Raw genomic sequence first — 14,029 nt, 5'->3', positions numbered from 1 at the left:
GGTGCAAAATTACAAAATATTTTTTATACATTTGCTTTTATATTAAATCAAAAGCAAACTTTAAAAGATATCATGACAAAAGAACAAATGCTCGAACAATGGTCCAGGATCTATGAGCAAGGATATTACAAATGCGCCTTTACCCCTAAAGTATATGAATATCTGGAAGAGAAGATCGATCAGGTACCCGAAGTGATTATTTCGGGCCCCAAAATATATGTCAGTTACGACGGCTGGCTCCTACACGAGTTGAACGGAGAAAATGCAGAACTGGCACGCCGCATGTTAGTTATCATCTCAAAGATACGCCGTGACGGACCTATCCACAAATGGGGCTTGAAAGACGAGTTGGAACTCTGCCTGCGTATCGGCTACGGCCATGACTTCAAAAACTTAATCAAAGAGTCGGTAAGCCGTCACAAAGCACAAGGCCCGGAATTATACGAAATAGCAGAGATATTGCTTAAATATTGCCCAGCGGAATCGGAGGCTTTTGCCGACCAACTTCTTTCCAACAAGCTGAAAGAACTGGAGGAACAACGAAACAGCAACCACGAACTGTATCTGGCATTATATCTGATGATACTGTTATTGGAGCAGGATGCCGGTAAATATGCCCGTTACCTGCCGGTGTTGACGGCTTTAACCGGCAAATATTCCGGTCCGAGCTTTACATATATCCTGTATTTCAGCTATAAGTTCAGCCCCGAGTTAAAGGAGCGTTTACTCCACTCCCTCAAAGACAAGATCTCGGCACGCGCCTTGTTCTATCATCTCAACCCGCATAAAATGCCCGCATTCCTGCAATCGATCGGAGCACCGCTGGATATATATTACTATCTGGTCCTGACCGAAAATAACGATATAGATAAACCGTCCCTGTTTCACACATTGTATAAAGAGAACAAGGAACTGTTCATGACTGTCTACCGGATGTTAGCAGAAACGACCGCCGTCCAGCAAGCGGTAAACAGCCTTTATCTATTGGCAATCCTTTTAGAAAATGGCGAGGGAACGGAAGAACTGGCTGCAAGCAAGGAGCTGCAGGCCCGTTGCATGCTGAATATTCTAGGAGAATCTTTAGGCAATGCCGACAACCTGATCTCGGCAGCCATGAATGAATCCACTCCGCTGGTCGCCTGGGAAAACCGATTAAAGCTTTGCAGTAACTTCGGATATAACTACGGAGGAAATGCTCCGGGCCTGTTGATCGGAGCTTTGGCCCTTTTATACGAACAGTCGGAACTGGCCAAGCGATTTATCAATATATTAATGATCCAGGTTCGTACAAGTGTCACAGCAAACAATTCAATCCTTACGGCTTATATTTTCCTTGAGACACGGAAAAAGTGGCTGAACCGCCCATCCCGTAAAAGCTTACAGCTTCTATTGAACACGGCTAGCAATTTCACGTACGCCCAAGTCTTCAAAGCCTATGCCTATAACCCGTACCGGATGCAGGATACTCTGGAAAAAGAAGATATCATCGACAACCAGTCGACCGCACTGGATCTATTAAACAGCGGCGAGCTGTCGATCGAAGAGACACAAAACTGGCTCGACATGATCTACGGCACCTGCAAATTGACCGATATCAAACCGCTCATCGGATTATTATCCAATAAATCGAAGATACTCCGCAAAACAGCCGAAGAATTGATAAACGGCCACGAAGAAGCAACCCGCCCGTTGCTGGAATCAAGCCTGCCCAAACTGAAAGGAGACGCTTTGGCTGCCGGAAAGCGCATCATCAAACGTTGGGATAACGAACGGAAGTTCGGTGCCGACTTCACCTTCACAAAAGAAAGCGTCGTCGAATACTGCAACGACAACTTCGACAAAGACAATGAAAAGTTCATCACCTGGATACCCGAAGACATGTTCACCGATGTCCGCTTTGCCGATATGACGGAGAAAGCACCGGCCATCGTCACCCGTTATATCCTTTCCGAATACCTGAGCCTGGAAGAAGCCTATAAGGTCAAAGCCTGCGACAAAGTGGTAGAACAACTGCACGCTCCCGACTTCCAGCAGATGATGGAAAATATTTACCTGTTCTGGAAAGAGAACGGTGCGGAAGCCAAAAAGAAGATGGTTATGGTTCCGTATTGCATCTACGGCTCCGACACACAGATCCTTCGCCTGAAAACGCAGTTGAAAGACTGGGCCGAAGCTTCACGCGGTGCCATTGCTGCCTTTGTTGTCAATGCCATTGCCATGAACGGAGGAAGCGTAGCTCTGGTTATGATCGACGGTATCTCTGTCAAGTTCCCGAACAACCAGGTAAAGAATGCAGCAAAAGCCGCCTTTACGTTTGCCGCCAAAGCACTGGAAATACCGGAAGACGAACTCTCCGACAAGATAGTCCCCACGTTGGGTTTCAACAAAGAAGGAGAAAAGATACTCGATTACGGTCCGCGAAACTTCACGGTTACGCTGATGCCTGACTTCTCGCTGTCCATCTTCGACAATGAGAAACAAAAGACGATCAAGTCCATGCCAGCTCCCGGAGCAAACGACGATGCAGTAAAAGCAACGGCTGCCAAAAAAGAATTTTCCGAATTAAAGAAACAGATCAAAGCCACCGTACAGTCACAAACCAACCGCCTGGAGAAAGTACTAATGAACGGACGCCGCTGGACGGTCGATTCCTGGAACACGCTCTTTGTGGAAAACCCGATCATGCACCGCTTCGCTACCGGTCTGATATGGGGTGTGTACGACGGGGACAAACTGACCGGTACGTTCCGTTATATGGAGGACGGCACATTCAATACGGTGGATGAAGAAGAATATACATTACCCGAAAAGGCTGCTATCACACTCGTTCACCCCATTGAACTGGAAGAAGATGTTCTTGCCGGCTGGAAGGAACAACTGGATGATTATGAAATAGTACAGCCCATCCCGCAACTAACCGCTCCTATAATTGTTTTAGGAGAAAAAGAGACGAATGGCAACAAGATTACACGTTATAACGGTCTGATTGTCAAGTCAGGAAAGATAAGCGGTATTGCCAGGAAGCACAACATGGTGCGCGGAGAAGTCTGGGATGCAGGAAGCTACACCTGTTATCACCTCGTGGACAAGTTTCTGAATATTGCAGCCCTGCTGAATTTCGAATACATGTACATGGGACAGGAGTATGACGATGACGTAACGCTCGGAGACGTTATTTTGTATCGTATGGGAGAAGACCAAACGACCGACGACGAGCCGAAGAACAACGTAATCCTCTCTCCCGAAAGCGTTCCCGCCCGTTTCCTTTGCAGCGTACTGGGTATTTTTGATGTATTGAAAGAAGAATAAAAAGGATATGAAGAAAAAGCAACAACCGGATTTAGCAGCATTATTCGACACCTATTGCGAAGCATATAGTACTTCCGACTGGGAACTTCTGAACACAGCGAGGGAGATCCCCATCGACGAGTTGATTCGTAAAAACAAACAGGTAGCATACGACTATTTATATAGCGATATTCCACTTAAAAAGAAACTGATCTGGTTGGATAAGCTGTTTTCCGATTGCGGCTTGCAGAACTACGGACAGTTGCTGGAGCTACTGAAAGAAAACTCAAAGCTGATCCGCAGGAAAATCGAAAAGATCATCCTCAACAAGGAAAAGAAAACCCGCCCTCTGCTGGAACAATTATATCCGGAACTGGATGAAGAGTTGCGGAACTGGAGCAGACAGCTATTCAAATACTGGGATAACTCACATGCCTCCGCCGCTAAAATCAGGTTCAGGAACAAGAAAGCCGTTCTCGACTATTGCAGCGAACATATCGAACTGTATTGTACGCAGCAAATAGCCTGGTTACCGCAAAAGCCTTATACCAGGATTCATTGGGCGAACGAAACCGATGTGGACGAGTTCGTCCCCCGTCATGTGATCCGGTACATCTTAAGCGAATACGCATCGCTTGTCCAGGTAACCCGCCTGCATGCCTGTGATGCGATCGTTCCTTTCCTCGATGAAAAAGAATGGCAGGCAGCTTTGGAAGAACTGTATCAGTATTGGTTGTCGGACGGAGCGGAAGCCGGCAGAAGAATGCTCCTGCTCCCCTATTGTTTTTACGGGGGAGAAGAACAGATCGCCCGGTTAGCTCCGCGGATCAAAGCATGGTCGAAGGCTGCCCGCAAACAACTTGTCAGATTCACGATGAAGCTGCTGGGATTAAAAGCCAGTCCGAATGCTCTTATTCTCCTGAATGAATGGATGGAGACTGCTCCGAGCGGCACGTACAAACGTTCTGCCTGGGAAGCATTCCGGCAGGCGGCGGTCCGGAAAAGACTGCCCGTCGAAGTCCTGGCCGACCAGATCATCCCGACTTTCGGATTCGACCGGCTGGGAGAAAAAGTGGTAGACTATGGTACACGCACTTTCCATGTAACATTGCTGCCGGACTTCACTGTCTCGGTATTGGATATTGAAAAGCAGAAAGTAAGCAAATCCCTTCCTGCCCCCACTAAAAGAGATGACCGGGAAAAAGCAGAAAAAGCCAGGGCTGAACTTGCCGGGCTAAAGAAACAGGTCAAAACACAGACCAATATCCAAAGAAAGCGTCTGGAACAAGCCCTGAAGAACGGACGGAGCTGGTCCAAAAATTCCTGGTTGGCTACTTTCATCGAAAACCCAGTCATGCGTTATCTGGCAAAAGGACTTATCTGGGGTGTCTACAAAGAGAGGAAGCTTCAAAACTCCTTCCGATACATGGAAGACGGTACATTTACCACTGCTTACGAGGAAGAGTTTATCCTCCCCGACGATGCAGTCATTTCCCTGGTGCATCCGATCGACCTGACGGAAGAAATACTGGCACGCTGGAAAGAACAGCTGGACGACTACGAGATCGTCCCTCTCATTCCTCAGTTAAATACTCCGGTCCATCCTTTGAAAGAAGAGGAAAAACAGGGAGACACTCTCTTCCGTTATTTCGGAAAGAAAGTATATATCAGTAACATCTATGATTTCGAAACGGCAGATGTCACCACCCGGATGGAGAATAATATCCTTTATATACTGGATAGATCGTTCAATGTCATGGCGCAACTTTCTTATATAATAGAAGGGGGCAATTGCCATCTGAACGAATTATATTTCTCAGCGTTAGAGGAAGGAGAAGATATCAACACGATCCGGTTACCCAAAGAGGAAAGGCTGCCGATATCGTCCATACCGGAACGGTTTGTCAGCAGTATACTGGATATCCTGGTCAAAGCCTTCTCCCTGGAAGACTAACCCGTCAGTTATAAAACAAAAAGAAACAGATTAATCTATGGATAACAAAATACAAAAACCCTTGATGGAGATGCGGTATGCCGACGAGCTTGCCGCTCTCCGCAAACAAGATACGGGAGCCAGACCCACCAACTGGCAGCTCTCCCCACGTGCAGTCCGTGCCTTTATCCTCGGACAGAAGGAACCGATCGAACTGGACGGACGACAGATCACCATCACTCCGAAGTTCTTCGGCGACGATGCACTGGTGGAACGCTCCATTATTACCCTTGCTGGCAACCGGGGTCTTATGCTCGTCGGCGAACCGGGCACGGCAAAGACCATGTTAAGTGAACTACTCTCTGCCGCCATCTGCGGTATCAGTACCAATACGGTACAAGGCACGGCGGGAACCAGCGAGGACAATATCAAATACTCCTGGAACTATGCGCTCCTCCTGGCAAAAGGTCCTGTCAAAGAAGCACTTGTCCCCTCTCCCGTCTACATCGGTATGAAACGGGGCATTATCACTCGCTTCGAAGAGATCACCCGTTGTCCGTTGGAAATACAGGACAGCCTGATCAGTATCATGAGCGACCGGGTATTGAACATCCCCGAACTGGGAGAAGAAGGACTGCTCTTCGCCTCTTCCGGCTTTAACGTGATAGCGACCGCCAACACCCGCGACAAAGGAATCAATGAAATGAGTAGCGCCCTGAAACGCCGTTTCAACTTCGAGACCGTAGAGCCGATCCGGAGCGTGGCACTCGAAAGCCGTATCATCACCGACCAGTGCGAAGGCATGCTCGCCGCCAACGGCCTTGAAATGCCAATGCAGGAAGAAGTGGTCGATATCCTCGCTTCCACGTTCAATGAGTTGCGCAACGGCACCTCCTTCGAGAAAGCCAAGATACAAAAGATGTCAGGCGTGATGAGCACGGCGGAAGCTGTATCCGTTTATTACCAGTCCGCCCTGGACGGCTATTATTACGGGGATGGGACAGTCAGTATGCGTTCGCTCGTGCAGAACCTGCTGGGTGCCGTAATGAAAGAGAACAAAGACGATCTGCCCAAACTGAAAGATTACTTTAACGGTGTGGTCCGGTTGAAAGCCGAAAGACAAGGAGGAAAATGGAAGGAATACTACGACAACCGGACCTGGTTGAAATAGACCGCCTCTTCACCGGTAGTTTCGATATAGAAGGACAGGTGGTGTACTTTCCGGTACGTCACCACTCTCCGGCCTGTGCGTTGCATCTGCAACGTACGATCGAGCGTTTCCGTCCGGAACTGATCCTAATAGAAGGTCCGTCGGACTCAGCAGAACTGCTTCCTTACATTGCCGACGAGCAGTCGGTCCCTCCCTTCTGTATCTACTACAGCTATGACGACAAGGATGGAAAAGTAAACGAGGAAAAAGAAAAGTATCGTGCCTATTACCCTTTCCTGGCCTATTCGCCGGAACTGGTAGCCATTCGTGAAGGGGCACGAAGACATACGCCGGTACGTTTCATCGACCTGCCTTATGCGCTCCGTCTGATAAACAAGATCGAGGAAGAGCCGCAGACACAGTTCTATTACAACGAAAATAAAGAATACGAAGTAAATACCTATACGGCTATGATTGCCCGTAAGGCAGGATGCCGGAGTTTTGCAGAGTTCTGGGAAAGCCGCTTCGAACTGGACGCTGCCAACCTGGAAACGCAGGCTTTCGTCCGCAACCTCTTCCACCTCGGTTACTTTATGCGTCTGGCAACGCCCGAAAACGAGATATCCCTGAAAGAAGACCGGCTACGGGAAACTTATATGGCAGAAGAGATACGGAAAGCACTACCCGACAATAAAAGGATATTGGTAGTAGCCGGTGCCTTCCATATCTCCGGACTTATGGAAACGCTGCAATCGGACAAAAAACCATCGCTCAGAACCTGCAACCGGGAACATGTCGCTTCCTACCTGATGCCTTATACTTTCAAGGAAGCAGACAGCAAAAGCGGTTATGCTGCCGGCATGCCTTTTCCGGCTTTCTACCAGGAAGTCTGGGAAAAGATAGAAAAGCAGAAGAAAGACCCGTTCGCCTCCACCGTCCTCGAATATATCATCAAGACAGCCCGGTATGCCCGTAAGACACAGATGATCTCGCTACCCGACGAGATCAATGCCCTCAACATGGCACGCTCACTGGCCGTATTAAGAGGCAAGCAAAGTACAGGTGTTTACGAATTGCTGGACGGTGTACGAAGCTGTTTCGTGAAAGGTGACTTGAATGCCACCTCGACCTTCGAAGTGGACTTCCTGTATCGTCTTCTTTCCGGCATGGGGACAGGAAAGATCGCAGATAATGACTGCATCCCTCCCGTCGTACACGAGTTCCGTGTCTTGTGTTCGCTCCACCGGTTAAAGACATCTACCATCGAGCGACAGGAAGTAACGCTCGACATTATTAAGAACCCGGCTCATTACAGGAAAAGCCGCTTCCTCCATCAGATGGAGTTTCTGGAAACAGGCTTCGCCACACTCCAGTCGGGTCCCGATTATGTGAATCAGAAGAATAAAAACCTTGTACGGGAACAATGGATATGCCGCTATGCCACGGGCGTTGAAACCCGTCTGATCGACTTGTCTGTCTACGGGGCTACCTTATCACAAGTCTGCAATTCGCTGATAGAAAAGAATTTCAAAGATAATATGACGGCTGAGGAATTGGGGAAACTGCTCCTCTCCGTCCAGGTTATGGGTATAGAAGGTTTCTATCTTCAATACGAAGATGCTATCCGGCTGGTGGTGGAAAGCGAAGGGAATTTTATCAACCTTTGCAAACTGATCAACAGCCTGTTATACCTTGCCAACATGCAACAGCTGATGGACGGGAATATCCAGCCCGTCATTGCCGAACTGGCACGGACCGCATTCAAAGGAGCCGTCGTTCTGATCCCTTCTCTGAAAAGCACGACGGAAGAAGAGGAACAGGAGATCTGCGAACAGATGCGTAACCTTTACAGTTTCACAATGGATGCGAAAGGCTGGTTCGACACCGCCGCCTTCATCGCTGCCGTAGAGAAAGTATTGAACGACAGTTTCAGCAACAGCCGTCTTTTCGGTTTATGCCTCGCTATACATTATAAAGAAGGGCGAACCGGACAAGCCACTTTTTGCCAACAGATAGCCGCCTACCTCGAAAGCAGCATTACCCACCCGGAACAGGCCGCTTCATTTATCTGCGGATTGTTCCTGATCGCCCGCGACGTATTGTTTGTCGACCCGCATATCCTGGAAGCTATAAACCGGGTCATAGCCAATGCCGACCAGGAGACTTTCCTCACTATCCTGCCGAACCTGCGTTATGCCTTTACCGGTTTCCTTCCGGCAGAGATCAGCCGACTGGGACAACAGGTAGCGGAATATCACCAGGTATCGGAAGCCCGCTTAACAGGAAGCATCACCGTCTCGCAGGAAGAAATAACAGAAGCCATGCGCCTGGACAGCCTTGCCGCAGAAGCGCTTAAAACATGGAGGATCGCATGATGGACAACCCGAATAACAAACAGGAAATAGTCAACCGCTGGCGACTCATACTGGGTGACTTTGCAGAAAATAGCCTGCCCCTCGATCCGGAAAATGCAGAACTGGACGGCGCACTTTATTTCCTTTACAACCGCGAATATACCGATGAACAGGGAATACGCAACGACTTCCCGAACCGGGGAGGCCGCGGAGGTTCCGTACTGACTGTTCCGGGATGGCTGAGAAGAGTAAAGAAGTTATTCCCCAAAAAGACCGTCGAGATCATGCAGAAGCAGGCGTTGGATAAATACAACCTGACCCAACTGCTGACCGACGAATCCGTCCTGAGCCAACTCGAACCGAACCTCGGTTTGCTGAAAAACATTCTGACATTCCGCAATATGATGCCGGAGCCTGTCCGTAAACTGGCTTACTCGATCGTGGAACAGGTCATCCGGGATATCCAAAAGAAACTGGAAATAAACGTCCGGAAAGCTTTCTACGGGAAGAAACTGCCGCACACCAATTCAAGTTACAAGATATTCCGGAACTTTGACTTCAAGCAGACCATCGAGAAAAATCTGAAGAATTACAGTCCCGAACACGGTACAATCATCCCCGATCGCCTCTATTTCAATCAGAACGTACGCCGTTACAATCCCTGGCATATCGTGATCCTGGTCGATGAGAGTGGCAGTATGCTCGATTCGGTGATCTATACCGCCGTCATGGCTTCCATCTTTGCCAAAATGCCGTTCCTCTCGGTCAAGCTGGTGATATTCGACACTTCGGTAGTCGATTTGAGCGACTATCTCGATGATCCGGTCGGTATCCTGATGAAAGTACAGCTAGGTGGTGGAACCGACATACACAAGGCGTTGGAATACGGAAAGAAACAGATTACCGCACCACAGAAAACAATCGTGGTACTGGTTAGCGACCTGTATGACGGAACGAATTACAGCTATATGTTCCGTTCCTGCCACGACATTATCGAAGCCGGAAGCAAGTTGTTTGTATTGCCTGCACTCGACTATTCCGGTACCCCTTGTTACGATGCCCGAGCCGCCCGTACCATTGCGGGCATGGGTGCCGATGTAGCTGCAATAACCCCTGAAGAGTTAGCCGAATGGATAGGAAAGATTATATCATAAAAGGAGACGGATGCCATTCATCCGCCGGACAGTTCGTCCCCTACGCCAACGAAGCCTTCCTGGTTACGCTGGCAAACAAAGGTTTGTATAAACGTGCCCTGAAAGACCTGGAAACAACAGGACAGGTCAAACTGGTCGTAGCAGGCGACCACCTGCAAGTTCAGTTGGACGAGATAACAGTCTCCCTGAATCCCAATATATCCCAAAGTACCTGTAGCTGTCCCTCTAAAACAGTCTGCAAACATATCCTGATGGGAATACTTGTTGCGGCTGATTATGCGGCGAAGGAAGTAGAAGAAAAGACAGAAGAAGCCGCCACCGAAGAGAACAAGCAGGAAGCCGTTTCGGAAACTGTATCCCGACAGTCATCAGCCAACGATTGGGAAGAGTTGAAGAAGGTAGACTTGGCACAGCTCCGCAAGCAGGCAGGTAAAAAGCTATTTGAAGATACGCTCCGTCTTATCCAGGATGGTTGGACGGCGGACTTCATCGAAAGCGACATGCTCGAAGCGACCATCAACACAGAAAATATAACGGTCTATTTCCCAAAAGATGACAGCCTTAATCGTTCTGTATGCAAATGCGGAGAAAACGGATTGTGCAAACACAAATTGATTGCTATCCTGTCATACCTAAGTAGCCAGGGAATATTATCTTCCGAATCTAACGGTAACCAACCCGAACTGTCCCTGCTGACGGAAGAGACGATAGACGTCTTACGGGGAGCTTCCCGCTTCATTACCGGCATATTCGAAAAAGGGTTGATCGGTTGCGGGGAAAATGAGGCGGAGACAGCCATACAATATTCCATCCGCCTGGAGACATGCGGGATAGGCAATCTGGCACGTTTGTTCCGTTCACTATCCTCCGACATCGAAAATATGCTCGCCAAGCATGTCGGCTTCCAGCCTTTGACTACCTTTGCCACATTGTCGCGGTTACATAACACACTTAGGCTGATCTTACGGAACACACAGAACAACGAAATGCTCAGTAAACTGATCGAAGGGACACGGTCGGATTATTATACAACCCCCATCGGACATTTTACAGGTCTGGGAGCTTATCCGTGGCAGACCCGTTCAGGATATTTCGGTATTACGGCTTATTTCTTCTACCATGAGAAACAGAGTATCTGTACCCTGACTTCGAGTATGGCTGATTATTATGAGCATACCCAAACACTTGTCACGCCGGAGAATATGCGACGCCAACTGGAAATACAAAGTTTTTGGGGCAGCAACACCTCATTAGCCCGGCTATCGACATCTACACTGACTTTGCGTAATTTCAAAATGAACAGGCAGAACCGTCTCTCATCCTCCTCGCAGACGCAATGTGAAATAGACGACAAGGTTACGATCAGCAGTCTGGATACCTTACTTGCCATCCCTGAGTTATCCGACCTGACAATACGCCCCGAACAGCGGTACGATTATTTCCGCAAGAAGCAGCCGGAACAACTGGCCTTGGTCCCGTTCGCACATCTTTCAGAAGTGAGCTTCAATACTGCCGAACAGAAACTGTACTTCACGATGGCGGATGAACAACACGAAACAGAAGGTTCATTGGCATATAACGAGCTGAACCGGAATGCCATCCGCCGATTGGAACAGATGGGACAGTGGTACGCAGAAGCAAAACAGCGGTATATGGTTTGCCTGAAACGTCCGGATACATTGATCCCGGTCAGTATCGTCACAGCTTCAGAGACCGACAATTTCTATTTCTAACTCTTAAAATCGAATGAAATGATACTTAAAAACCTCCTTGCCGAATTGGAACTCCTGCTTTCCGACATCGCCTTCTCCGGCTTACGCAACATACAGCCTGTCACCCTCCAAAAACTAGAGGATCTCAAACACTGGATGAATGAACTGAACATGACGGAAGCTATCCGCCTGACGGATAGCTTCATCGATTCTGTTTATGCCTGGCAAGGCGGACAGGTAGCAATAGAGGTCATAGCGGATAATCTATGTGCATTGGAGTTTTATGAAAAGAATGTAATCAACAATTAAGCTAGTGGTTATCCCTCTTATCCGGTCCTTTATTTCCTGTCAAAGAACTTCTTGAAAAACAATATCTGGTAATCGATAGAATTATTCCAGTATTCACCGTTATGCGCACCCGGTCGCACAATGAAATCATGGTCGATCTTATATTTCAACAGTTTTTTATGGAAATCATTATTCACCTCAAAGAAGAAATCGCTGTAACCGCAATCGAAGATCAACGCCAGATCACCATTTTTCAGGCGGTCTACCTGATTGATCACCGTATGATTATCCCATACTTCCTGGTTCTCACTCTCCTTTCCCAAACGCTCACTCATATTCCAGTTATTCGGAAAAGGACGGATATCGACACCGCCGCTTGTACTTCCTGCCGCACCAAAAATATCCTTATGACGGAAAGATAGCCACATGGCACCATGTCCTCCCATACTCAAACCAGTGATAGCACGCCCTTTACGGTCTTTTACAGTCGGATAATGGGTATCTATGTAACTGACCAGTTCTTTGGAAACAAATGTTTCATATCGATAGGAAGGATCGACCGGGCTATCCCAGTACCAACTGTTCTTACCATCCGGACAGACAAACATGATCCCATACTGGTCGGCGATCTCCGGCAGATTCGGCTTGACATTGATCCAGGTCTTGGCATTCCCACCATGACCGTGTAGTAAATAGATAACCGGAACCGTAGTCTTCCCGCTCCCCGGTAAAACAATGACAGTCTGAACATCCTTGTTCATCGCATCACTGCGAACGTTTATGGTATCGACAACTGCTGCCTGTGCCGACAGGACAAAAAACGCGACAAGCGACAATAAAAATATCTTTGCTTTCATGATCTATATAGAATTTATTTATTGAAAGCAAAGATATTCATTTTTTTCTTTTATGTTTTGCTTTATAAAAGAACTATGGCAGAATGCAAAATGTTTTGAAAACAGAAGAAAGATTATAACCTAGTCCGCCCGATATCCATCTGTTAGCGTCGACAGGAAAGCAATAATAGCAGCTTCTTCTTCGGGTGTCAGACCGAGGTTGCCTAGTTCGTCTCTGTTGACAGTTGCGGCAAATTCAGGCTGTGGATATTCTTCCACATCACGGACATTATAAAAATGTATTATTTCTTCCAACGTATTGAAATAACCATTGTGTCCGTAAGGGGCTGTCAAAGTTATGTTTCGCAGGGTCGGGACACGGAACTTTCCCGCTTCGGCAATATCCTTGAGAGTACTACCCAGCCCCATATCGACCGTATCGCGCCCACAAGGATTATAAGGAGCCGGTGTAGTGAAAAAAGGATTATCCGGGTTAGACGGGATACCCAAATTGTCATAGGTATGGTCTGTGAACAAGACCTTTCCTGCCCGTTCATCGGGTTCCAAAATATGACATTCGGCACAAAGCCCTTTCTCCTTGAACAGTTCCAATCCGAGTTGCTCCTGTGCTGTCAGTTCACATTTACCCGCTTCCCAAGCATCGTATTTGGAAGTGAACGGATTCATTTCAGCCGAACGTTCATAAGCGGCAATGGCATTTGTTATGTATGAAAAGAGAGAATCGTTGGAGACTGGCTCTCCATAGATCTTAACCAAATCCTGATAATAACCGGCACGACGGACTTTCTCTGAAACCATTTCATTGTCGTTGTTCCCCATCTCCAACGGATTCGTAAACGGTTGGGCTGCCTGTTCTTCCAGCGTGTTGACACGACCGTCCCAGAAAAGTCCTCCGACATAGGTTTCGTCCTCATCACTGTAATGCAGCGGCGGGACATAACAAGCATAAGCAGAGGTCATCGAGTTACGATTGCTAAAGCGTCCCTTGACTGCTCCTTCAGAAGTGACACGGGAATATATATCTGCAAAACCTTTCTCTGTCGTGTGACAGGTTGCACAGGATTGCCCTGTAGGTTCCGAAAGATTCTCGTCAAAGAAAAGTTGCTTGCCCAGTAGCTCTTTTTCGTTTAATCCGGTCTGTTTATCAGGCTGACAAGCAAACAATAAGGTAACACAGACAATCATTCCGGTCAACTGTTTCGCGTTTGTAAAACTATGCATATAAGATGAATTGCTTTGTTCGTACAAATATATGATTTATTGGGTTACTCAGCAATAGATTTTATAAGTGTA

At 47.7% G+C, this 14,029-nt stretch carries 9 protein-coding genes; 7 read left to right on the top strand and 2 right to left on the bottom strand.

The genetic code is table 11. The features are described 5' to 3' along the window. Positions 1 to 72 precede the first annotated feature (72 nt). Genes P3L47_RS15520 through P3L47_RS15490 form a run of 7 tightly spaced genes read left to right on the top strand, consistent with a single transcriptional unit; the run spans position 73 to position 11,900 of the window. Entirely contained in the window at positions 73 to 3,309 is a 3,237-nt protein-coding gene (locus tag P3L47_RS15520; protein WP_277781388.1) for a DUF4132 domain-containing protein, read from the top strand. Positions 3,310 to 3,316: 7 nt separating this feature from the next. Continuing rightward, a complete protein-coding gene (locus tag P3L47_RS15515) occupies positions 3,317 to 5,242 on the top strand; it encodes a DUF4132 domain-containing protein (protein ID WP_277781387.1) in 1,926 nt (641 codons plus the stop codon). A gap of 37 nt (positions 5,243 to 5,279) precedes the next feature. Then, complete coding sequence (locus P3L47_RS15510; RefSeq protein ID WP_233576945.1) at positions 5,280 to 6,392, top strand: ATP-binding protein; 1,113 nt, start codon at positions 5,280 to 5,282, stop codon at positions 6,390 to 6,392. Continuing rightward, on the top strand, positions 6,353 to 8,746 hold the full coding sequence (locus tag P3L47_RS15505) for a DUF5682 family protein (protein WP_277781386.1): 2,394 nt from the start codon (positions 6,353 to 6,355) through the stop codon (positions 8,744 to 8,746). The genes P3L47_RS15510 and P3L47_RS15505 overlap by 40 nt, the downstream gene beginning before the upstream one ends. Then, on the top strand, positions 8,731 to 9,879 hold the full coding sequence (locus tag P3L47_RS15500; protein WP_277781385.1) for a VWA domain-containing protein: 1,149 nt from the start codon (positions 8,731 to 8,733) through the stop codon (positions 9,877 to 9,879). The genes P3L47_RS15505 and P3L47_RS15500 overlap by 16 nt, the downstream gene beginning before the upstream one ends. Continuing rightward, the gene (locus tag P3L47_RS15495) at positions 9,855 to 11,612 is read left to right on the top strand and encodes an SWIM zinc finger family protein (protein ID WP_277781384.1); all 1,758 of its coding nucleotides are present in this window, start codon (positions 9,855 to 9,857) and stop codon (positions 11,610 to 11,612) included. The genes P3L47_RS15500 and P3L47_RS15495 overlap by 25 nt, the downstream gene beginning before the upstream one ends. Positions 11,613 to 11,630: 18 nt before the next feature. Then, positions 11,631 to 11,900: a hypothetical protein gene (locus P3L47_RS15490; protein ID WP_122359738.1), complete on the top strand. Its 270-nt coding sequence runs from the start codon at positions 11,631 to 11,633 to the stop codon at positions 11,898 to 11,900. A 29-nt stretch (positions 11,901 to 11,929) separates the two neighbouring features. Here the strand turns inward: P3L47_RS15490 and P3L47_RS15485 are convergent, their stop codons facing one another. Then, on the bottom strand, positions 11,930 to 12,736 hold the full coding sequence (locus P3L47_RS15485) for an alpha/beta hydrolase (RefSeq protein WP_122359737.1): 807 nt from the start codon (positions 12,734 to 12,736) through the stop codon (positions 11,930 to 11,932). A 120-nt stretch (positions 12,737 to 12,856) separates the two neighbouring features. Next, positions 12,857 to 13,957 carry a cytochrome-c peroxidase gene (locus tag P3L47_RS15480; RefSeq protein ID WP_427910517.1) on the bottom strand — a complete coding sequence of 367 codons (1,101 nt, stop codon included), beginning with the start codon at positions 13,955 to 13,957 and terminating at the stop codon, positions 12,857 to 12,859. Between the last annotated feature and the right edge of the window lie 72 nt (positions 13,958 to 14,029).

It is taken from the genome of Parabacteroides chongii (assembly GCF_029581355.1).
Lineage (GTDB): Bacteria > Bacteroidota > Bacteroidia > Bacteroidales > Tannerellaceae > Parabacteroides > Parabacteroides chongii.
This window is presented reverse-complemented; position numbering and strand designations above follow the sequence as displayed.